The 22315-nt window shown below is 31.4% G+C and carries 24 protein-coding genes; 14 read left to right on the plus strand and 10 right to left on the minus strand.

Features of this window, described 5'->3' with window-relative positions; translation table 11 throughout:
• The first annotated feature begins 68 nt into the window (after positions 1–68).
• Positions 69–1079, plus strand: coding sequence for a 3-oxoacyl-ACP synthase III family protein (locus tag ABD690_RS09220; protein WP_134198810.1), 1011 nt, complete (start codon positions 69–71; stop codon positions 1077–1079).
• Between the two features lie 303 nt (positions 1080–1382).
• Here the strand turns inward: ABD690_RS09220 and ABD690_RS09225 are convergent, their stop codons facing one another.
• Complete coding sequence (locus tag ABD690_RS09225) at positions 1383–3854, minus strand: TonB-dependent receptor (RefSeq protein WP_344729675.1); 2472 nt, start codon at positions 3852–3854, stop codon at positions 1383–1385.
• 123 nt (positions 3855–3977) lie between these two features.
• Between ABD690_RS09225 and ABD690_RS09230 the strand changes: the two genes are divergently transcribed.
• The gene (locus tag ABD690_RS09230; RefSeq protein ID WP_344729678.1) at positions 3978–4340 is read left to right on the plus strand and encodes a CoA-binding protein; all 363 of its coding nucleotides are present in this window, start codon (positions 3978–3980) and stop codon (positions 4338–4340) included.
• On the opposite strand, the gene ABD690_RS09235 is transcribed toward ABD690_RS09230, so the two are convergent.
• Positions 4311–5753, minus strand: a complete 1443-nt coding sequence (locus ABD690_RS09235; RefSeq protein WP_344729681.1) for a sodium:solute symporter — start codon at positions 5751–5753, stop codon at positions 4311–4313. The two genes, ABD690_RS09230 and ABD690_RS09235, sit on opposite strands and share 30 nt — an antisense overlap.
• Positions 5754–5832: 79 nt before the next feature.
• On the opposite strand from ABD690_RS09235, the gene recR reads away from it, so the two are divergent.
• A complete protein-coding gene (gene recR, locus ABD690_RS09240) occupies positions 5833–6450 on the plus strand; it encodes a recombination mediator RecR (RefSeq protein ID WP_344729684.1) in 618 nt (205 codons plus the stop codon).
• Here the strand turns inward: recR and ABD690_RS09245 are convergent.
• From ABD690_RS09245 to ABD690_RS09270, 6 genes are read right to left on the minus strand one after another with little or no spacing between them, the layout of a single operon-like run.
• On the minus strand, positions 6445–7227 hold the full coding sequence (locus tag ABD690_RS09245) for a glycosyltransferase family 2 protein (RefSeq protein WP_344729688.1): 783 nt from the start codon (positions 7225–7227) through the stop codon (positions 6445–6447). The genes recR and ABD690_RS09245 overlap by 6 nt on opposite strands.
• A 2-nt stretch (positions 7228–7229) precedes the next feature.
• Positions 7230–8192: a WaaS/CpsH family glycosyltransferase gene (locus ABD690_RS09250; RefSeq protein WP_344729691.1), complete on the minus strand. Its 963-nt coding sequence runs from the start codon at positions 8190–8192 to the stop codon at positions 7230–7232.
• A gap of 4 nt (positions 8193–8196) precedes the next feature.
• Positions 8197–9090, minus strand: a complete 894-nt coding sequence (locus tag ABD690_RS09255) for a glycosyltransferase family 2 protein (RefSeq protein WP_344729694.1) — start codon at positions 9088–9090, stop codon at positions 8197–8199.
• A 12-nt stretch (positions 9091–9102) separates the two neighbouring features.
• Positions 9103–10140, minus strand: a complete 1038-nt coding sequence (locus ABD690_RS09260; protein WP_344729698.1) for a glycosyltransferase family 2 protein — start codon at positions 10138–10140, stop codon at positions 9103–9105.
• 38 nt (positions 10141–10178) lie between these two features.
• Positions 10179–11252 carry an alginate O-acetyltransferase AlgX-related protein gene (locus tag ABD690_RS09265; RefSeq protein ID WP_344729700.1) on the minus strand — a complete coding sequence of 358 codons (1074 nt, stop codon included), beginning with the start codon at positions 11250–11252 and terminating at the stop codon, positions 10179–10181.
• Between the two features lie 16 nt (positions 11253–11268).
• Positions 11269–12681, minus strand: coding sequence for an MBOAT family O-acyltransferase (locus tag ABD690_RS09270; protein WP_344729702.1), 1413 nt, complete (start codon positions 12679–12681; stop codon positions 11269–11271).
• A gap of 150 nt (positions 12682–12831) precedes the next feature.
• Between ABD690_RS09270 and ABD690_RS09275 the strand changes: the two genes are divergently transcribed.
• From ABD690_RS09275 to ftsY, 10 genes are all read left to right on the plus strand, one after another.
• Positions 12832–13929 (plus strand): glycosyltransferase family 2 protein, encoded by a 1098-nt coding sequence (locus ABD690_RS09275; RefSeq protein WP_344729704.1) that lies wholly within the window; start codon positions 12832–12834, stop codon positions 13927–13929.
• 90 nt (positions 13930–14019) lie between these two features.
• The gene (locus ABD690_RS09280) at positions 14020–15339 is read left to right on the plus strand and encodes a dihydrolipoamide acetyltransferase family protein (RefSeq protein ID WP_344729707.1); all 1320 of its coding nucleotides are present in this window, start codon (positions 14020–14022) and stop codon (positions 15337–15339) included.
• A 133-nt stretch (positions 15340–15472) separates the two neighbouring features.
• A complete protein-coding gene (locus ABD690_RS09285) occupies positions 15473–16249 on the plus strand; it encodes an exonuclease domain-containing protein (protein WP_344729709.1) in 777 nt (258 codons plus the stop codon).
• A gap of 11 nt (positions 16250–16260) precedes the next feature.
• Positions 16261–16872 (plus strand): fumarylacetoacetate hydrolase family protein, encoded by a 612-nt coding sequence (locus ABD690_RS09290; RefSeq protein ID WP_344729711.1) that lies wholly within the window; start codon positions 16261–16263, stop codon positions 16870–16872.
• Entirely contained in the window at positions 16873–17214 is a 342-nt protein-coding gene (locus ABD690_RS09295) for an Hpt domain-containing protein (protein WP_344729714.1), read from the plus strand. It abuts the gene before it with no gap.
• Positions 17214–18464: a CinA family nicotinamide mononucleotide deamidase-related protein gene (locus tag ABD690_RS09300; RefSeq protein ID WP_344729716.1), complete on the plus strand. Its 1251-nt coding sequence runs from the start codon at positions 17214–17216 to the stop codon at positions 18462–18464. Before ABD690_RS09295 ends, ABD690_RS09300 begins: the two co-directional genes overlap by 1 nt.
• Before the next feature lie 79 nt (positions 18465–18543).
• Positions 18544–18780 (plus strand): 50S ribosomal protein L28, encoded by a 237-nt coding sequence (gene rpmB / locus ABD690_RS09305; protein ID WP_344729718.1) that lies wholly within the window; start codon positions 18544–18546, stop codon positions 18778–18780.
• Positions 18781–18805: 25 nt separating this feature from the next.
• Entirely contained in the window at positions 18806–18988 is a 183-nt protein-coding gene (gene rpmG / locus ABD690_RS09310; protein ID WP_007648529.1) for a 50S ribosomal protein L33, read from the plus strand.
• A 7-nt stretch (positions 18989–18995) separates the two neighbouring features.
• Positions 18996–19148, plus strand: coding sequence for a DUF4295 domain-containing protein (locus ABD690_RS09315; RefSeq protein ID WP_008271041.1), 153 nt, complete (start codon positions 18996–18998; stop codon positions 19146–19148).
• Between the two features lie 142 nt (positions 19149–19290).
• Positions 19291–20244 (plus strand): signal recognition particle-docking protein FtsY, encoded by a 954-nt coding sequence (gene ftsY, locus ABD690_RS09320; RefSeq protein ID WP_344729743.1) that lies wholly within the window; start codon positions 19291–19293, stop codon positions 20242–20244.
• Between the two features lie 40 nt (positions 20245–20284).
• Here ftsY and ABD690_RS09325 read toward each other — a convergent pair whose 3' ends face one another.
• Together ABD690_RS09325 and ABD690_RS09330 are read right to left on the minus strand one after the other, a co-directional pair.
• A complete protein-coding gene (locus tag ABD690_RS09325) occupies positions 20285–20653 on the minus strand; it encodes a fibronectin type III domain-containing protein (RefSeq protein WP_344729745.1) in 369 nt (122 codons plus the stop codon).
• A gap of 58 nt (positions 20654–20711) precedes the next feature.
• Positions 20712–20882: a hypothetical protein gene (locus ABD690_RS09330; RefSeq protein WP_344729747.1), complete on the minus strand. Its 171-nt coding sequence runs from the start codon at positions 20880–20882 to the stop codon at positions 20712–20714.
• Positions 20883–20958: 76 nt separating this feature from the next.
• On the opposite strand from ABD690_RS09330, the gene rimO reads away from it, so the two are divergent.
• Complete coding sequence (gene rimO, locus ABD690_RS09335; protein WP_344729749.1) at positions 20959–22263, plus strand: 30S ribosomal protein S12 methylthiotransferase RimO; 1305 nt, start codon at positions 20959–20961, stop codon at positions 22261–22263.
• Positions 22264–22315: the final 52 nt, after the last annotated feature.

Consider the following 22315-nt stretch of genomic DNA (forward strand, 5'->3'; position numbering starts at 1 on the left):
CGATAGATTATTTTTTTTAAAGAGGTTTTATTTTGAAATATTTAAATTGCGAAGCTAATTTTTATGATATGTATAATTCAAAAATAATAGGTTTAGGTTCTTATGTGCCTGACAATGTGGTAACCAATGATGATTTAACCAAGTTGATGGATACCAGTGATGAATGGATTCAAGAGCGAACAGGAATTAAAGAGCGTCGTTGGGTAAAACCAGGAAGTGGTGATACCACATCTGCAATGGGTGTAAAAGCAGCTAAAGTTGCTATAGAACGCGCAGGAATTGATAAAGATGACATTGATTTTATCATTTTTGCAACTTTAAGTCCAGATTATTATTTTCCAGGACCAGGAGTTACCGTTCAAAAAGAATTAGACATAAAAACAGTTGGCGCATTAGATGTACGTAATCAATGTTCTGGTTTTGTGTATGGGTTATCGGTTGCTGATAATTTTATAAAAACAGGAATGTATAAAAACGTGCTTGTTATTGGAAGTGAATTACATTCTCACGGATTAGATAAAACTACTCGTGGAAGAGGTGTTTCGGTGATTTTTGGAGATGGAGCAGGAGCAGCAGTTTTAACACGTGAAGAAGATAATAGTAAAGGTATTTTATCAACGCACTTGCATTCTCAAGGAGAACATGCCGAAGAGTTAAGTTTGATAGCTCCAGGAATGGGAAAACGTTGGGTAAATGATATTATAGCAGATAATAATCCTGATGATGAGAGTTATTATCCTTACATGAACGGACAGTTTGTATTTAAAAATGCTGTAGTTCGTTTTAGTGAAGTAATTATGGAAGGCTTAATGAAAAACAAGTTGCAGGTAAATGACATTGATATGTTAATTCCGCATCAAGCAAACTTGCGTATTGCGCAGTTTATTCAAAAGAAATTCCAATTGGAAGACGACCAAGTATTTAATAATATTCAAAAATACGGAAACACAACAGCAGCTTCTATTCCTATTGCTTTAACTGAAGCTTGGGAGCAAGGAAAAATAAAGGAAGGCGATACTGTGGTTCTTGCTGCCTTTGGAAGTGGATTTACTTGGGGAAGTGCTATTATAAAGTGGTAAATTAAACAAACAGACTTTTATAAATAGAAAAACCCGAGCCTTATTAGGTTCGGGTTTTTCACTATTAACCAATTTTAACTAACACTAAACCATAAAGTGTAAACCTTATAGTTATGATTACTTAAAAACTTATCACTTATTATTATAGACGATAAAAGTTTGAAATTATTACATAAATTATTTTTTTTAACGAGAGTTTAACAAAAGCAAAACCCCAAAGCAGTGACACTTTGGGGTTTCTTTATTTAATAGCCAGACATTAACACTAACCATCAACTATTATGTTGGCTATCAAATATGAGTTTACATAAATCCGCCGCTACCAGATTTTATGTCATTATCACGTTGTTTACGTTGTAGTGCTCTGTATTTTTGACCACCAAAACGGTATGAAAAAGTAATGTTCCAAGTATTGCTTTCCCAATTGAATTCTCCAACATTTGGGTAAGGCGTATCGCCTTCAAAGGCAAATTTCATTGTATCAAAAATGTCATTGTAATTAAAGCCAAATGTAGCGCGGTTGTCTTCTAGGAAACTATAGCGTAAACCTGTGTTTACAAAATACATTGGGTCTCTTGTAAATTGTACGCCTTCTTCTTTACCACGATACATAGCAAATAACGAAAGGTTCAACCTTTTAGTAGCTCTAAAGTTATTGAAAAGTCTAAAGTTCCAAACTAAATTTTCTACTTCACTATTAATTGTTACAATATCAGAAACAGTTGGGTTTTCGTAATTGCTTAAGTATTCTGTTAGACCTTTTTGAGTTTGTGAGTATAAATCAAAACTACCATTTAGGTTCCACCATTTTGTAGGACGGTAGTTACCAGAAACTTCAAGACCATAAGCTGTTGTGTTATCAAAATTATCATAAGACATAATAGAATTTGCATCTGATAAGTTTGTACGATCTATTCTTACGTAGCGGCTTATTTGATCTTCAATAATTCTGTAAAACACACCAGCAGTTATACTACCTTTTCCTAGGTTTCTGGTATAATTTAGTTCTACAGAGTTTGTGAATTGAGGTTTAAGTTCTGGGTTACCAAATGATGATACACGTGGAGTGCTCCATTCTCTAATAGGGTTTACTTGTTGTAAACCTGGACGATCTATACGGCGGCTATAACTTAATTGATATGAGTTTTTATCAGATGCTGTATAGGTAAGAAAAGCCGATGGATATACTTGAAAATAATCATTCTCAAAAGGCAATAATTCTACAGTGTTGTCTTTAAATAAACGTAAAGGTTCTGCATCTACATTTACTTGTTCAAATCTAGCGCCAACTTGATAGCTCCATTTTTCAAGAGTTTTTCCATAGGTAGCATATAATGAGTATATGTTTCTTGTGTAGTCAAAATAGGTGCTTGGTGTTGGTATAACAAAGCCTTCGCTGTTGTAAGTGATTCCGGTAGAATTATAATCTATTGTAGAGTTGAACAATCTGGCTTCTGCACCAATTTCTAATTTTGTTTTTTCGTTTAGCGGATTTACATAATCAACATTTATTGTTGTTTGATCACGCTTTGTATCTACAAAATCCATGTAATCTTCAGGGAAATTGAAGTTTATAAAGTTGAAATCTGCTATTTGGTCTTGACTAAAATCATTGTAATCTATTTCAACATCTAAAGTCTCATTTTCTTTTTTGAACTCATGTTTGTAAGCAAGGTTGTATTGTCCTGAACTGTTTTCGGTTTCATCACCAAAAATTTGACGTCTTTTAATAGAATTAGCATCTGTTAGTAGTGTGTTTCCTATGCCATTACCTTCAAAAAGGTTTTGATTTGTAAAGAAAGAGATGGTGTTTCTATCATTTAGATAATAATCAAGTCCAACTTTAAATAAATGTGACTTGTTATTGTTGAAGAAATTGAAATCTTGTCTAGAATTATCATCTAGTCTATCAATATCACCAAAGTTATCCCATTTACCAATGTTGTTACCATAACTACCATATACATTAAATTTTCCGTTACGGTAATTGACATCTATGGAACTGTTGAATTTAGCATACACTTCTTTTGTTAGACCTAAATTTATGTTTCCGTTAAAGCCTAATTTTGTGTTTTTATGAAGTATGATATTAATAATACCACTCATACCTTCAGGGTTGTATTTTGCTGATGGATTAGTGATTAATTCTATGCTTTTTATAGATGTAGAAGGAATTTGTTTTAGTAATTGAGCAATAGGTACGTTGCTTAATTTTCCATCAACCATAACACGAACATTTTCGTTACCTCTTAAGCTAATGTTTCCTGTTTGTTGGTCAACATTTACAGATGGTAAGTTTGTCATAATATCTGAAGCTGTAGCTCCAGCAGTAGTTAGGTCTTTACCTATAGTAATTACTTTTCTGTCTACTTTTTGTTGAATGGTAGAAACTTCTGCAACAACTGTAACTTCATCTAGGGCAGCAGCAGCTTCTTCAAGTAAAATATTACCAAGGTTTACATGCTTGCTGTCTTTGTTTATGGTAATGTTTTTTGTAATGGTTTTATAGCCAATAAATTGAATGCTTACAGCGTGGTTTCCTTCTGGAATTTTATCAATGTTAAAAGTTCCATCATCATTGGTGATTCCTCCTGTAACGGTTTCACCAGTGTTGTTTTTCACAACAATAGTTACATATGGTAAGGGTTCGTTAAGTGCTGCGTCTAATACTTTACCAGAAATAGATCCGTTTATAAGTAGTTTTACAACAGCATTTTGCGCATGTATATTGCTGGTTAATAATAATAACAAGCAACATGTAATTAATTTTTTCATTAGATTGGTTTAGTTTAGTAATTCTTTTTTTTGATTGATACTTTGTATTTGTTATTATTACCATAGACGTTTATTTTATAATAGTGTTACTTTATTTAACATTACTTAACAACACTTTAACAAATGAGTAAAAAAACATTAGTGCTAGGAGCTTCTTTAAAAACAGATAGGTATTCAAACTATGCTATTAGAAAATTAGTAGCAAATAATCATGAGGTCGTAGCCTTTGGTTTAAAAGAAGGTGAAATTGAAGGTGTTACTATTGATACAGGTTTAAAACCATATAATGATGTAGATACGGTTACGCTTTATTTGAATCCGAAGCGTCAAAAAGATTATTACAATTATATAATTTCCCTAAAACCTAAGCGTGTTATTTTTAATCCAGGTACAGAAAACCCTGAACTTTATAAGAAGCTAAAAGAAAACACCATTGATTTTGAAGTTGCTTGTACGTTAGTTTTGCTTTCTACAAATCAATACTAATCCTAAAAAGGTTAAAAATCCGTTTAGGATAAGTATAAAGAAACCAAATTCAAACCCAAACCATTTTAAGCTATTTGCACTAATTACATATGATAAAATAGGTGCTAATATTGCTATAAAAGGAACAATTTTGTCTCTTACTTGCCATTTTGTAAACAAGCCAAAAGCATAAAGTCCTAAAAGTGGGCCATAGGTATAACCTGCAAAAACAAATAGTTTAGCAATAACACTTTCATCTTTAATGATGTACTTAAAAGCAACTATAACAAGTATAAGTACTAAAGATATTAATACATGAATACGTTTTCTTATACGAACTTGTTTTTGCTCATCATATTTTTTTTCAATATCTAAAATATCAATACTAAATGATGTGGTTAGAGAAGTTAAAGCACTATCGGCACTGCTGTAAGCTGCAGCAATAAGGCCTAAAAGGAAAAATATAAAGACACCAATACCTAAATGGTTTTTTGCTAAAATAGGGAATAGGTCGTCTTTGTGCGCATCAATACCATTTTGTTTTGCATACATTGTTAATAGCAGTCCTAAACTTAAAAACACAAAGTTGACTATGGTTAAAACTATGGTAAACCAAAACATGTTTTTTTGAGCGTCTTTAAGAGTTTTACAGGTTAGGTTTTTTTGCATCATATCTTGGTCTAAACCTGTCATTACTATGGCTATAAAAGCACCAGAAATAAATTGTTTCCAGAAGTAATTGCTAGATTTAATATCATCAAAAAAGAATGTTTTAGAAAGTTCGTTGTTTAAAACGTAATCAAGAACATTACCGCCAGATAAACCTAATTCATCACTTACAAAATATATGGTAACACCAACAGCTATAAGCATAAAGAGCGTTTGTAAGGTATCAGTCCAAACAATAGTTTTTATCCCGGATTTAAATGTGTAAAGCCATATAAGTAATACCGTAATAGTAACCGTTTGCCAAAATTGAATTCCTAATTCATCAAACAATATAATTTGCAATACGTTAGCAACTAAAAATAGCCTGAAACTAGCACCAACTACTCGAGAAATTAAGAAAAACGAAGCTCCTGTTTTATAAGAATAATTACCAAAGCGCTCACCTAGATAACTATATATGGATGTTAAATTTAGTTTGTAATACAGAGGAAGTAAGACCGTCCCAATAACAAGATATCCTAGTATGTATCCTAAAACAACCTGCATGTAGCCAAATTGAGAAGCCTCAATCCAACCAGGAACAGAAATAAATGTCACACCAGATAAAGAAGCTCCTATCATTCCAAAAGCAACCACATACCAAGGCGATTGCTTATTGGCTTTAAAGAAAGCATCGTTTCCGGACTTTTTTCCTGTGAGATAAGAAATTAAAATAAGTACGCCAAAATAGCCTAAAATAAGTAGTATGATTTGTGTTGCGCTCATAGTAACAAAAAATATGAGCCAAAATACAAATTACTGATGTATATGCAATTCTTAAATGTAAAATCGTAAATTCGCAACTATGGAATTTGCATCAAAATTATTAGAAAAAGCTGTAGATGAAATGTCTCAACTACCGGGAATAGGAAAGCGAACTGCTTTGCGATTGGTACTGCATTTATTGCGCCAACCTGAATCGCAAACATTTCAGCTAGCAAAAGCTCTTGAGACTATGAGGCGCGATATAAAATTCTGTAAAAACTGCCATAATATAAGTGATTATGAACTTTGTGAAATATGTGCAAACCCACATAGAACAAATGAAATAATATGTGTTGTAGAAGATATTCGTGATGTTATGGCAATAGAAAATACAAGTTCTTACAAAGGTCTTTACCATGTTTTAGGAGGTAAGATTTCGCCAATGGATGGTATTGGGCCAAACGATTTAAATATTCAAACGCTAGTAGATAAAGTAAAAGAAGGTACTGTGAAAGAGCTTATTTTTGCACTAGGTTCTACAATGGAAGGCGATACAACAAACTTTTATATTTACAAACAAATTCAGGATTTTGAGATAACAACATCTACTATTGCTCGTGGTATATCTGTTGGTAACGAATTAGAATATACTGATGAAGTAACTCTGGGTAGAAGTATTATAAACAGAATTCCGTTTGAGTCATCATTAAAATTATAACTTCTTGATGCCGTTTTTACACACAGAGATTTGTTCTTGAATTGTTTTTGAAAGAATTTTGTTCCCTTTATCTGTGTCTCCTTTAGGCGCTTCTTTGTGATATATGTGAAATTGAATTGCAGCATGTTTGATACGTTTTGCTGCTACGCCAGCATTTATTAATCTTTGGGCAAAATCAAAATCTTCATAGCCCCAACCAATATAGTCTTCGTTGTAGCCATTAATATTTATAGCGTCTTTTAGCCAGTAAGACATGTTACAACCTCTTAATTTGCTAGAGTTTTTATGTTTTGATTTTGTAAATGTGTTATAAAAAGGTAAGTAAATAGCGCGAGTTCTTCTTAATAAACCACTGCCAAACCAATAAAACTTAATTTGTTTTTTCTCTAAAGCTTTTTTAGAGTAAGGTTCTGTGATAGAAATACGAGATCCAAATAAATAAGTGCCTTTTTTTGCATTAGCAATATGATCTTTTATAAAGTTAGAATGTAATATAATATCACCATCAATTTGTATTACATAATCTGAAGTAATTGTTTTTAAGGCTTTGTTGAGAATAACCGTTTTTGTAAAACCTTTGTCTTCATGCCATATATGCCTGATTTTTACAGGGAAATTTTCCTGATAAGACTCAATGAGTTTTTTTGTCTCTTCAGTAGAGCCATCATCTGCAATAACAACTTCAGTTGGTAGTTTTTTTTGACGTTCTACACTCATTAAAACGAGTTCTAACGCTTTGGGCCAATTGTATGTTGAGATAAGTAGGGTTGTGTTCATAATTATGAGTTTTCAAGATTAAAAACAGTATTTACCCATTGTGATATGTGGTATTTGTTTACTATTTCATCATCAATTTTTTGATATGGAGTAGAAAAAAAGGTTTTAGGGATTTTTATTTCATCGCTATCAACAACAGCTATATTGTTTGGGGTGTAAAAGTCATAGTTTACAATGTCTTTATTGGTTGTGATTATTTTTTTCTCTAAAGCTAAACCTTCAAATATTCTAAAAGATAATCCTTTTTGTTTAGGGCGTTGTAAATCTAATAAATACGTGCTGTTTTTTACTAGGTTAAAAACATCATCAAGGGTGTAGGTTTTTGTTGTTTGTTCAATGTTTAAGTGCTCTAACTCCTTATGGTGAGTGCTAGAGAATGCTATAAGTTTATAGTCTATATCATGTGCTTTGAAGTATTTTGCAAATTGCGGCATTGTTTTGGTGCGCTTGTCAAGAGAGCTTATGTTGAATACGCCAAAATCAGGTGTTGTTTTAGCAATACTTTTATAATCAAAATAGATGTAATTGGTTATAAGATTAAAGTTGTGTTTTGCAACATCATCAGGATCAAAAGAATAGATTTTATCAAAGTACGGATATACGCGTTTCATTCTTGGGTAACGCGCCATACTATCATTTAAAAAGGTAATAAGTGTTTTTGTGTTTTTCTTAATAGACTTAATTGTTTTTATAGATAGATTATCTCCTTTTATTATTAAAACAGCATCTTGCTTTTCGTTTTTATTAATTGCGTTTTTTAAAACGTTATTTAGATGTTCTCGTTTTAAATTATAATTAAATAATGTTTTTGTGACAAAATTGAGAGCTTTATGAAAAAAGGTAGGATAACTGTATTTAAGTTTATAAAAATCTATATGCTTTACTTGAACGCCTTGGCGTTTAAGCTCTTTAGCTATAAATTCATTATATCCCCATTTGTCTAAACTTATAATTGTTACTTTCATAGTACTATTTGAGTTTGAAAAACATGGTATAAGCAAAAACCCGCTTTTTAAAATCTGACTTTTTTAATATAGCAAGTAGGTCTTCTCGGTGTTTTAAAAAAATGTAAGCACGCTTTATATTGTTTATAATAGAAAAACTCTTAAAGGAATTGTTTATGGTTTTAAGAATTTTTTTATTCTTATTATTTTCAGGAATTACCTCATAAAATGTTTTAACTCTGTGTCGTCGTTCTATTTTTTTAGCTTTTTTATCTACTTTATTTTTTTTAGATACAATAACATTGTTGTCATGAAAGCGATACTTTACTAGAGCTTCATCATAATAAGTAACACCGTTGTTTAGCGTAGCTATAAATGTAAGCCACCAGTCGTGAGGTACTTGGTCCGGAAACGGTAAAGATTTTTCTATAAGTTCTTTTTTTATAATACTTGCATGGCCTGAAACACAATTCTCTATGACAAAGTTTAATGGGTTTTTTGAGGTTATCATGTTTTTAGATTTCGAAAAACTATTTCCGTTAGGTTCTAAAAGGGCATTGGTGAATTCTGAATTGCAATATATTATATCGTAATCTGAAATGTTTGCAACTAGTTTTTCTATTTTGGTAGGATGCCACCAATCATCTTGATCACAAAGGGCAATGTAGTCTCCATTTGCTAACAAAATACCTCTTTCAAAGTTTTTAATATAGCCTAAATTTTCTTTAAAACTATGTACACTTAAGTTATTATGGTTTTTAGCAAGATTAGTAACTATGGAAACCGTATTGTCTGTAGATGAATCATCAGCTATTATAATTTCTATGTTAGAATACGTCTGTTCTAAAAGGCTTTGTATTTGTGTTTCAATATATTTTGAGCCGTTGTATGTGCAAACTACTATAGAAACTAATTTCATAATTAAAACTGATTATAAGTTGTATTTTTTATGTATGTTTTTCATTCTTACTTTAAGCAGTTTGTATTTAGGATAGCTATAGTTTGATGTATAAGAATCTATAATAAAATCATTAAGTTTTGAAGCTTTATAAAAAGCAAAAACCTTTTTAAAGCCATAACGCTTATAAGATACCATAACAAACCAATTTTTTATAGAATTAATATGGTTTTCTGAAGTGTGTTTTTTTACGTTTTTAAATAATGGGTTATGTAAAATTTCATAGCAAATCTGTAGTTTTTCATAAAATTGAATGTATATAAATTTATGAAAAGCTTTCTTATCATTTTCAATTTTACTTGTATTTCTCATAGATTCAGAATCGTTATGAACTCTAAATTTTACAAGTTTTTCATTGACAAAGGTAAAGTTGTGAACTAAAATTTTATTTAAAATAAAGATGTAATCTATAAGCTGAAAATACGTATCAGGATAATCTTCTTTAGAATAATAGTCTTTATTAAATAAAAATGTTGGTGGTTCTCCTATGCAATTATTAAAAATATAAGGACTTATGCGTTTTGCTGTTTCTTTTGGAGTGTAAACAATAGGATCGTTAAAGATTAGTTCTGTTTTAGGTAACTTCTCTGCGTATTGTTTTTTTATTTTTGGGTCAAAACCTTCTTCAAATATGTACTCTCTGTTACATATTACAAAATTTACATTTGAAGATAATGCCGCATTTATCATTTTTTCAACACAATCATGCTCTAATAAGTCGTCTTGAAATAAAAACTTAACCCATTTTGAAGAGGCTTTTTCTACGCTTTCACACCAATTACCTACCAGACCTAAATTTGCAGTGTTTTCATAAACTTTAATTCTAGAATCTTTTTCAGCAAAAGCGTTGCATATAGCAAGAGTGTTGTCAGATGATTTATCGTCTGTAATAACAATCTCTATGTTTTTATATGTTTGATTTAATGCACTTTGAAGCGTTTCTTCTATAAATGCGCCACCATTATAAGTCGGAATACAAATTGATACCAATGGTGCGTTTTCTTGTTCCATAAGTTAAGATTGATTACAAAATTACGTATTATAATCGTTTAGTTAGATGCGTGATCAAAATCGTCATTAAGTAAAACGTCTATATTTCTTTCTACAATTTCGTATAAAACGATGTCTGGCTTTTCGTTTTTCATTAATGTTTTATCAAAATTATGTCTCCAAATGCAAAGCGTTTCACCAAAATTATTAGCAATAGTTTCCTGTAAAGCAACAAAAAAGGAATCTCTCATAATTATGATTTTTAAATCGTTTACATCGCTAGTATAACGGTGTTCGTAATCTTTAGGGTCAAAGTGATAAGGAGATGGTAAAGGTAGTTGGTTGGCTTGCTTTGTCCAGCTATATTCAAACTTGGGTTTGATGGTTATAACCTCTTCATTTTTTTTAAGAAATAACATACCATTTAAGTCTCCAATAGGAGAATTAAAGCGTTCTATCTCATAGTCGCTTAGTGGGTGGTTATTAAAGTTTTGTGTTTTATAATCTTTAGATAAACTATTTATAATAGCTTTTGAGGCATAATAGCCTCCTAAATAGTTCCAGTGAGAATCTGTTCTATGATATAGTCTTATGCTGTCTTTAGGAAAATACGCTCCTAAATCTATGAATGGTATGTCAATATTCTTACATAACGTTTTTATTTGTTCAAGCTTTGTTTTTTTATTGCTTTTAGCAATGGGAATCATATCCCCATAAATGCTATGCTTATTTGGAGCAATAGATAGATAGAATTTAATACCATGGTCTTCTATCCATTTTTTGTTTTCAAGTAAATTTGTTTTAATTGTTTCTAATTGTTCCTTGTTAAAGTTTTGTATTCCTTTAGATTCAGTTAATGCATTACTATAATCGTTTCCTAAAAACTTCCAACCGTTATTTAAATCAATAACAGAGTTGGGTACAGGATTTACTTTTAAAAAGTTTGCTTTTATATTACAATACATTTCAAACAAATCAGCTTTTAAAGGAAAGTTACGTTTAAAGTTTAAACTGATTTTCTTTTCTCCAGGATTTTTTGGTTCTACCTTTATTTTTAATAATACTAAAACTAAAGGGATAGAAATCATTACTATACTAACAGTAATGAATATTTTATGAAGTCTATTTTTCATTATGTTGAGATACTAATTAAAATCTAAAATAAATAAACGGGTTATAAGATCCTGCAGCTATGTATAGAATGCTAATAAATAGCAGTGAAATTACAAGTAAATACCTAAATGGCAAGAAAGTAGGGTTGGTTAATTTCTTTTCAAGATAAGGATATATTGGGAAAGAAAAAATAATGCCTAAACCAAAAATAATAATTGTTTCGTTGTTGTAATTAAAATAAGACAGGTAATCGTTAAGAGCATAAGACCCTTCATTATAAACAAACATTGTTTTGAGATAAATTAATGCATGGTTTAAGTCTTCGGCCCTAAATAAAACCCAACCTATCAAAACAATAAGTAATGTGTAAATATGCTGAATTGGCGCCCATAATTTTTCTAAAACTTTATCAAAACCAACACGCTCAATTACAATAAAAAGTCCGTGAAAAAGTCCCCAAATAACAAAGTTCCATGCGGCACCATGCCAAAGCCCAGTAATAAAAAATACAATAAATAAGTTTAAATAGGTTCTAGATTTACCCTTTCTATTTCCGCCAAGTGAGATATATAAGTAGTCTCTAAACCAGGATGATAATGAGATGTGCCAACGCCTCCAAAATTCTTTAATACTTTTTGATATATATGGGTAATTAAAGTTTTCAAGAAAGTTAAAGCCAAACATTTTACCTAAACCAATAGCCATGTCAGAGTAAGCTGAAAAGTCAAAGTAAATCTGGAAGGTGTAAGCAAATACACCAATCCAAGCATTTAGTGTTGAGATATCACCACTGCTTTCAGCAAAAATATTATCAGCAACACTAGCAAATGTGTTGGCTAAAATCATTTTTTTAGCAAGACCTAAAATAAAACGCTCTAAACCTTTAGAGAAAGATACTAAAGTTACCTCGCGCTTTACAATTTCTTTCTGAACATCAATGTATCTTACAATTGGTCCAGCAACAAGCTGTGGAAACATAGTGACATAGGTGGCAAACTCTAAAATGTTTCTACTAGCTTTTACATTGCCCCTGTAAACATCAATGGTATATGACATAGTTTGAAAAACATAAAAGCTAATGCCTAAAGGCAAAGCAATTTCTATAATACCATCAAAAGCACTTGTTTGGATGCCTAAACCACTTATAGCAGCTTTTAAATTATCTATAGCAAAATTAAAATACTTAAATACACCTAGAGTTAGTAAATTGGTAAGCAAAGAAAACCGAAGCCCAAGCTTTTTGTTTCCTTCCTCTATCATGATACCACATTTATAATCTACAATTGTAGAAAATATCATTATCAATACCAGAAACTTCTCACCATATGTATAAAAATATAAACTGGCTGCTAAAATTACTAGATTCCTATATTTTTTAGGTACTATAAAATAGAGTAGAAGAACAAAAGGCAAAAATAAAAGTAAAAAATATGCGCTGCTAAATACCATTGATTTTATTTAAAATAGGGTGCAAATGTAATAATAATCGTTAACATTTTTTTAGTAAAAAAAGATATATCATATAGTTAAATGTATTTTTCTAAAATAGAATTTATTTTGCCTTATATTTGGTGCGTTTCACTAGGAAATATCAAGGACATGCAGTTATCAATAATTATTCTGAATTACAATGTGCGCTATTTTTTAGAGCTATGCTTAAAAAGTGTTTCAGAGGCCATTTCAACTTTAGATGCCGAAATTATAGTTGTAGATAATAACTCATCAGATGATAGTTGTGAGATGGTAAAACAACTGTTTCCAGATGTCAATCTCATTGAAAATAAATTAAATAGTGGGTTTTCTAAAGGAAATAACATAGGTGTAAGCCATGCAAAAGGCAAATATGTTTGTATTTTAAATCCAGATACAGTAGTCCCTGAAGATGCTTTTTCTCAACTTATTGAATTTGCAGAAAACCAAACCAATCTAGGTATTGTTGGTTGCAGATTAATAGACGGTACAGGAAAGTATTTGCCAGAAAGTAAGCGTAATATTCCCAAACCACGTGTTGCTTTCAAAAAGTTGTTAGGTAATCCAAATGACTATTATGCCAATCAGCTTGAAGAGCACGATATAGGTAAGGCGCCTATTTTTGTCGGAGCATTCATGCTGCTTAAAAAAACGGTTTATGAACAGATAAATGGCTTTGATGAAGACTATTTCATGTACGGAGAAGATATAGACTTATCTTATAAAATTCTTAAAGCAGGCTACGACAATTATTATTATGGTAAAACAACAGTTATACATTTTAAAGGAGAAAGTACACTAAAAGATGCAAAGTATGCACAACGCTTTTATGGTGCTATGCAAATTTTTTACAAAAAGCATTTTAAAAGTAATCTAGCTTTTAATATTGTTGTTTGGTTAGGAATAAAAGCTGCATATTTAATAAGGACAAACCCTAAAGCGGATAATACAACAAGTAAACATTTAGTACTGTTATCAAATAAAATACCAGAGTATTTACAAAAAAAAATAGAAAAACCTATAGAATTAAGAGGAGACCTTGAAAATGTAAAACCCAATACAGAAATTATTTTTGATACAGATATGCTTGCTTTTAAGTCAATTATTGCACATATTGATGCGTTTAGCAGTATATCAAATACAACTTTTAAAATATTAATCGCGCAATCTAATTTTGTTTTAGGTAGTAATAGCTCTAAAACAAGAGGAGAAGTAATAGTTTGTTAACAAGAATTTATTGATGAAACTGCAACAGATTAGATGATTTTTCATTAATTTTGCAGGCGAAATAAAAAAAAACACGTTTCCATTACAGATATGGCAAAATTCGAATTAAAACTCCCAAAAATGGGAGAAAGTGTAGCAGAAGCAACAATCACTTCATGGTTAAAAGAGGTAGGAGATACCATAGAGGCTGATGAGGCAGTTCTAGAAATAGCAACAGACAAAGTAGATAGTGAAGTTCCTAGTGAAGTAGATGGTGTTTTGGTAGAAAAACTATTTAATGTTGATGATGTTGTTCAAGTAGGGCAAACAATAGCTATTATTGAGACAGAAGGAGAATCTTCGTCAAGTACAAACAATTCTACATCACAACCTACCAAAAACGTAGAAACAAAAACTGATACAGTAGCCGTAGCTCAAGTAGAAAGTACTGTTGAAACAGCAAAAGAAACAGCCGCAACTGTAGTTTCTTCAGGAGATCGTTTTTATTCTCCTTTGGTTAAAAATATTGCAAAGAAAGAAGGTATTGGTCAAGAAGAATTAGACGCTATTCAAGGAACTGGAAAAGATGGTCGTGTTACCAAAAACGATATACTAGCGTATTTAGAAAATAGAACAGTGCCACAAACAGGAAAACCAGCGGCAGCACCTCAAGTAAAACAAGCTTCAGAACCAGTAAAAACAGCTCCAGCTATACCAACAGGAGATGATGAGATTATTCAAATGACCAGAATGGGTAAACTTATTGCTCATCACATGGTAGATTCAGTGCAAACTTCAGCTCATGTTCAAAGTTTTATTGAAGCTGACGTTACAAAAATTTGGAACTGGCGTAAAAAAGTAAAAGATAGCTTTATGAAGCGTGAAGGAGAAAATCTTACGTTTACTCCAATCTTCATGGAAGCCGTGGCAAAAGCACTACGTGATTTTCCAATGATGAATATTTCTGTTCAAGGAGATACTATTATTAAGAAAAAACATATCAATTTAGGAATGGCTGCTGCTTTACCAGACGGAAACTTAATAGTTCCTGTTATAAAAGATGCAGATCAACTTAACCTAGTTGGTATGACAAAAAAGGTGAATGATTTAGCTAACCGAGCTAGACAAAATCAATTAAAACCAGATGATATTCAGGGAGGTACTTACACTGTAACAAATGTAGGTACATTTGGAAGCATCATGGGAACACCAATAATCAATCAACCACAAGTAGGTATATTAGCATTAGGAGCTATACGTAAAATGCCTGCAGTTGTTGAAACTCCAGAAGGTGATTTTATAGGTATTCGTTATAAAATGATTATGTCTCATTCTTACGATCACCGTGTAGTAAACGGAGCGTTAGGAGGTCAGTTTGTAAAAGCAGTAAAAGACTATTTAGAAGCTTGGGATCCTAATAGAGAGATTTAAAAAAAAATATTCTAGAGTAAAAAAGCACAGTTTAATACTGTGCTTTTTTTATTATTATAACTGTGTATTATTAAAATTTTAGAAACGATGAGTTCTATATATTCTCGTTATCTTTGCATAAAAATTATTTTCCATGAATCTCAATCTTACCAAACCTATTTGCTTTTTCGATTTAGAAACCACAGGTATTAATATTTCAAATGACAGAATTGTAGAAATATCTATATTAAAAGTGCACCCAAACGGAAAAGAAGAAACTTATACGCAACGTGTAAACCCTGAAATGCCAATTCCGCCAGAAGTAACAAAAGTACATGGCATATCAGATGCAGATGTAGCAGATAAGCCTACATTTAAAGAGTTGGCTAAAGAGATTCATAATATGATAAAAGATTCAGATTTAGGAGGTTTCAATTCAAATAGATTTGATATACCATTATTGGCAGAAGAAATGTTGCGAGCAGATGTAGATTTTGATATGAAAAATCGTTTAGCAGTTGATGTTCAAACTATTTTTCATAAAATGGAGCAACGTACATTAAGTGCTGCATATAAGTTTTATTGTGATAAAAATCTAGATGATGCACATAGCGCAGAAGCCGATACACTAGCTACTTATGAAGTATTAAAAGCACAAGTAGATAAATATGATGAGTTAGAAAATAACACCGCTTTTTTAGCAGAATTTAGTTCTCGTAAAAAGTTTGCTGATTTTGCAGGTTTTATTATATATAACAAGAAAGGCGAAGAATGTTTCTCGTTCGGTAAGCATAAAGGTAAATTAGTTACCGAAGTTTTAGAAACCGAACCAGGGTATTTTGGTTGGCTGCTTAATGCAGATTTCCCTTTGTATACAAAAAAAGTGCTAACAGCTATAAAGTTAAGAGCGTTTAATAATAAATTAGGGTAGTTTTATAAGTTATGAAATTAATTTGCATAGGAAGAAACTATACAGAACATATCAAAGAGCTGGAAAATGAAAAACCGTCAGATCCAGTGGTGTTTTTAAAACCAGACACAGCCATTTTACTAAAAAAACAACCGTTTTTTATACCAGACTTTTCAAATGATGTGCACTATGAGGTTGAGGTTTTGGTTAAAATAAATAAAGTAGGAAAATATATAGATAAAAAATTTGCTCATAAATACTATGATGAAGTAGGTTTAGGTATAGATTTTACGGCACGAGATTTACAGTCAAAACTTAAAGAAAAAGGATTGCCTTGGGAAAAAGCAAAAGCTTTTGACGGCGCAGCTGTTGTTGGTAAATGGGTGCCAAAAAGTGATTTTTCTGACATAAATCAATTAAATTTTTCTTTAGAGAAGAACGAAAAAGTTGTGCAAACAGGAAATACCAGTCACATGCTGTGGAAAATTGATGAGATTATCGAATATGTTTCAAAATATTTTACTTTAAAGATAGGAGATATTATATTTACAGGAACTCCGGCAGGAGTTGGAAGTGTAGATGCAAACGACAAGTTAAGAGGGTTTTTAGAAAACAAAGAAATGTTTTCAATAACAGTAAAATAAATGGAACAACATTACAAACTATTTAGAGTAAGAGAATTAGCAGATAATGACGAGGATTTTATTGCAGCTTTAGCAGCAGCCTTTTTAGATGAAGTACCTGAAGATGCAGAACGATTAAAAGAAGCAGTTGCATCCAAAGACTATTTTTCGGCATACCAAGCAGCACATAAAATGAAACCTACAATAGACTTGTTTGAGCTAGGTGTTTTAAATGACCTAATAGAAGTACAAGACTGGGGAAAATTTGAAAGAACTGAAACAGATATTTCTGAAAAATTAGATATCGTTATGGCAGCCGTAAATAATGCTTCAGAAGAAATTAAATCAGATTTTGGCTTATAATGCAAGCAGAGATTATAACCATTGGAGACGAAATTCTTATTGGGCAAATAGTAGATACAAACGCAACGTTTATATCAAAAACACTTAATAAATTAGGTGTTTCAGTATACCAAATTACGTCTGTTCAAGATGATGCAACTCATATTTTAAAAGCCTTAACAGAGGCTGAAGAAAACGCTGATATAATCATTATAACTGGAGGATTAGGTCCAACAAAAGACGATATCACAAAAAAAACAATCACTAATTATTTTCAAGATACATTAATTAGAGATGATGCCGTAACCGATAATATATATAGGTTATGGAAAGGTTTTAAAAAAGATGTTCTTCCGTCTCAAGTTAATTTAGATCAAGCATTAGTTCCATCAAAAGCCACCGTTTTAATGAATGTAAACGGAAGCGCACCAGGAATGTGGCTTGAAAAAAATAATAAAGTATTTGTATCACTTCCAGGAGTTCCTTTTGAAATGAAAGCACTTATGGAAGACGAAGTCATTCCACGACTAAGTGATAAATTTAATTTTCCATATATATATCATACTACAGTATTAACAGCAGGGTTAGGCGAGAGTGATCTTGCTGCGCGTATAGAAAAATGGGAAGACGCATTACCTGATTTTATAAAATTAGCATATTTACCAAATTTAGGACGCGTGCGATTACGATTATCAGGAAAACATGCCGACAAAAATATTTTAGAATCTGAAATAGCTTATCAAATTCGCTTATTAACACCACAAATACAAGATATATTTGTTGGGTTTGAGTCAGAAGGAACTATAGAGTCTATTTTAGGAAAGCAATTAGTAGCTTTAGAAAAAACAATAGCAACCGCAGAAAGCTGTACAGGTGGAAAAATAGCCGAAATGTTTACGTCAAGTGCAGGAGCATCAGCATATTACAAAGGATCGGTTGTGAGCTATGCAACACAAACAAAAATAGATGTTTTAGGTGTTTCAGAAACACTTATAAGCAAACATTCTGTAGTAAGCTCTCAAGTAGCTGAAGCTATGGCAAAGAATGTATTAGAGCTATTCAAAACGGATTATGCTATTGCTACTACCGGAAATGCAGGTCCTGAAAAAGGAGACTCTGATGCCGAAGTAGGAACAGTTTATATTGCATTAGCAACAAAAACACATGTGTATTCTGAAAAATTTAATTTTGGAAACCACAGAACAAAAGTGATAAATAGGGCGTCAAATAAAGCATTCGAAATGCTTCAAAAAGAAATTTTAAAAAAGTAACAATTTTAGTTTGCTGATATTGTAAAGTTTTACTAAATTTGCAGCCTGTTTTAAAATAACAATATTAAAGTTAGAAGAAATGTCAAGAGTTTGTGAACTTACTGGGAAAAAAGCAATGGTTGGGAACAATGTATCTCACGCAATGAATAAAACAAAACGTAAATTTGATGCAAATTTAATCAAAAAACGTTTTTATATTCCTGAAGAAGATAAATGGGTAACTTTAAAAGTTTCTACATCAGCATTAAAAACTATCAATAAAATTGGTATTTCTGCTGCACTTAAAGAAGCTAAAGCTAAAGGATTTATAAAATAAGCATAACGCATAAAGATACGTTACAATGGCAAAGAAAGGTAATAGAATACAGGTAATATTAGAATGTACAGAGCATAAAGAGTCTGGGCAACCAGGAACATCTCGTTACATTACTACAAAAAATAAAAAAAATACGCCAGATAGAATGGAGATTAAAAAATTCAATCCTATTCTTAAGCGTATGACAGTTCATAAAGAGATAAAATAATTAAGTCATGGCAAAGAAATCAGTAGCATCATTACAAACAGGATCTAAGAGATTAACTAAAGCAATCAAAATGGTGAAGTCACCTAAAACTGGTGCTTATATGTTTGTTGAATCAGTTATGGCTCCAGAGTTTGTTAATGATTTTTTAAACAAAAAATAAATTAAATTCTTACATTTAATTCTATAACTGCTTTCATTTGAAAGCAGTTTTTTTATATCTATATTTGACAGATAATCTGACAGTTTAGCAGTATTTTTTTTAGGCTAGATTTTTGATTATAGATTATAAAATTTTTAAACCTATGAGTTTTTTTAAAAAAATATTCTCTTCAGAAAAAAAAGAAACATTAGACAAAGGTCTAGAAAAGTCTAAAACAAGTTTTTTTGGTAAATTAAGTAAGGCAGTTGCAGGAAAATCTAAAGTTGATGATGAGGTTTTAGATAATCTAGAAGAAGTACTTGTGTCTAGTGATGTAGGCGTAAACACAACGCTAAAAGTTATAGAGCGTATAGAAAGCCGTGTCGCTAAAGATAAATATCTTGGTACAGACGAGCTTAATAAAATTCTTCGAGAAGAAATAGCAGCCTTGTTAAGCGAAACCAATTCAGGAGAAGAAACTGAATATACAATTCCTGAAAACAAAAAACCATACGTACTTATGGTTGTGGGTGTTAATGGAGTTGGAAAAACAACTACCATAGGTAAACTTGCATATCAATTTAAAAAGAAAGGATTAAAAGTTGTACTAGGAGCTGCAGATACGTTTAGAGCCGCAGCTATAGATCAATTGCAAGTTTGGGCAGACCGTGTTGATGTGCCAATGGTACGTCAAGATATGGGAAGTGACCCAGCTTCTGTTGCTTTTGATGCTTTGCAATCTGGTGTAAAGCAAGATGCCGATGTTATTATTATAGATACTGCGGGACGTTTACATAATAAAGTGAATTTAATGAATGAGCTTACAAAAGTAAAACGTGTTATGCAAAAAGTTGTTGGGGATGCACCTCATGATGTGTTATTAGTGTTAGATGGTTCTACCGGACAAAATGCTTTTGAACAAGCAAAACAGTTTACAGCTGCAACAGAAGTAACTTCATTAGCAGTAACAAAATTAGACGGAACAGCAAAAGGTGGCGTTGTAATAGGAATTTCTGACCAGTTTAAAATTCCGGTGAAATATATAGGAGTAGGAGAAGGTATTGAAGATTTACAAGTTTTTAATAAATACGAATTTGTAGATTCGTTTTTTAAATAAAAACAAAAAAGGCTCGCAATTTGCGAGCCTTTTTTTTGTTTTAATCTGTTACAAAAGAGCTTGGTCCAGACCAATCACTATAATCATTTCCTCCACAATTAGACCTTACATAAAAATCATAAGCTGTGTTGGGTTCTAAATCGATTAGTTGAACATTATCAGAGTTTACATTAAGGCGATCTCCGGTTCCAAGTTGAAATCCATTTAACCCAAATTCTAAATTAAAAAAATTAGAATCGTTACGGTCACTCCATTCAATAACAGCAGAAGTTGTAGTTATTGAGCTAGTGTCTAAATTATGAGGTTGTAAACAGTTTTGAAAAGGAATAAGAACTATGTTTCCATCGTCATCTTTAGCGCAGTTTAACATAGTAAAGAAAACTAGTGTTACATAAAAATACTTTTTCATCTTGATTTGTTTTTAAAATTGATTGATAAGTAAATAACGTAAATTAATATGTTTTTATTTAATTTATTACAGTATTTATTTTTTCCCATTCATCAGAATTTAAAGGCGGAAAATATATTTCCGGATTTGAAGTTTCTGGCTTATTAATTATGATATTTTCATTGTCATTTGATGAACAATTCCATAAAAGCAAAGCGCAAATGATTATAGAAAAAGGTTGTGTTCTCATAGCGAGTTTCTTAATTAGATGTTTAAATATAGGAAAGGTTTAATTTAGTTGTATCTTTGCTGCCTGAATTTTAGATATGAGAACAAAATCACTTAAAAAAAATAAAATCAATGTTGTAACATTAGGTTGTAGTAAAAATGTTTATGACAGTGAGGTGTTAATGGGACAGCTTAAAGCTAATGGAAAAGATGTTGCTCATGAAGAAGAAGGTAATGTTGTAGTAATTAATACCTGTGGTTTTATAAACAATGCTAAAGAAGAAAGCGTGAATACCATTTTAGAGTTCATGCAAAAGAAAGAAGCTGGAGATGTAGATAAGGTTTTCGTTACAGGGTGTTTAAGTGAGCGTTATAAGCCCGATTTAGAAAAAGAAATTCCTGATGTAGACCAATATTTTGGAACAACTGAATTGCCTCTTTTGTTAAAAGCTTTAGGTGCTGATTACAAGCATGAATTAATAGGTGAACGTTTAACTACAACACCAAAAAACTATGCCTATTTAAAAATTGCTGAAGGCTGCGATAGACCTTGTAGTTTTTGTGCCATACCTTTGATGAGAGGAAAACACAAAAGTACCCCAATTGAAGAATTGGTTATTGAAGCCGAAAAATTAGCCGCTAGTGGTGTAAAAGAGCTTATACTTATTGCTCAAGACTTAACCTATTACGGATTAGATTTATACAAAAAAAGAAACCTAGCAGAGCTTCTTGAAAATCTTGTAAAGGTTGAAGGTATTGAATGGATTCGTTTGCATTATGCGTTCCCAACAGGATTTCCAATGGATGTGTTAGAGGTTATGAATAGAGAACCAAAAGTATGTAATTACCTAGATATTCCATTACAACACATATCAGATCATATTTTAAAAAGTATGCGTCGCGGAACAACAAAAGCTAAAACAACAAACTTGATACAAGACTTTAGAAAAGCTGTTCCTAATATGACTATCCGTACAACACTTATTGTTGGCTATCCAGGAGAAACTGAAGAAGATTTTCAGGAATTAAAGCAATGGGTGAAAGATATGCGTTTTGAGCGTTTAGGTTGCTTTACATATTCTCATGAAGAAAACACACACGCTTTCAATTTAGAGGATGATGTGCCTGAAGACGTGAAACAAGAACGGGCAAATGAGATTATGGAAATTCAATCTCAAATTTCTTGGGAACTAAACCAAGAAAAAATAGGTCAAGAGCTAAAAGTTGTTATTGATAGAAAAGAAGGAAATTATTTTGTAGGTCGTACAGAGTTTGACTCACCTGATGTTGATAATGAAGTGTTGATAGATGCTTCAAAAGTATATTTAAAAACAGGAGATTTTACAACAGTTACTATTGTTGATGCAGCAGATTTTGATTTATATGCTGAAGTTGTAAATTAATAAAACAATATAATTTATATATCAAAAGGCAAGCTAATTAGCTTGCCTTTTT

Source organism: Corallibacter vietnamensis (assembly GCF_039537875.1).
Classification (GTDB): Bacteria; Bacteroidota; Bacteroidia; order Flavobacteriales; family Flavobacteriaceae; genus Corallibacter; species Corallibacter vietnamensis.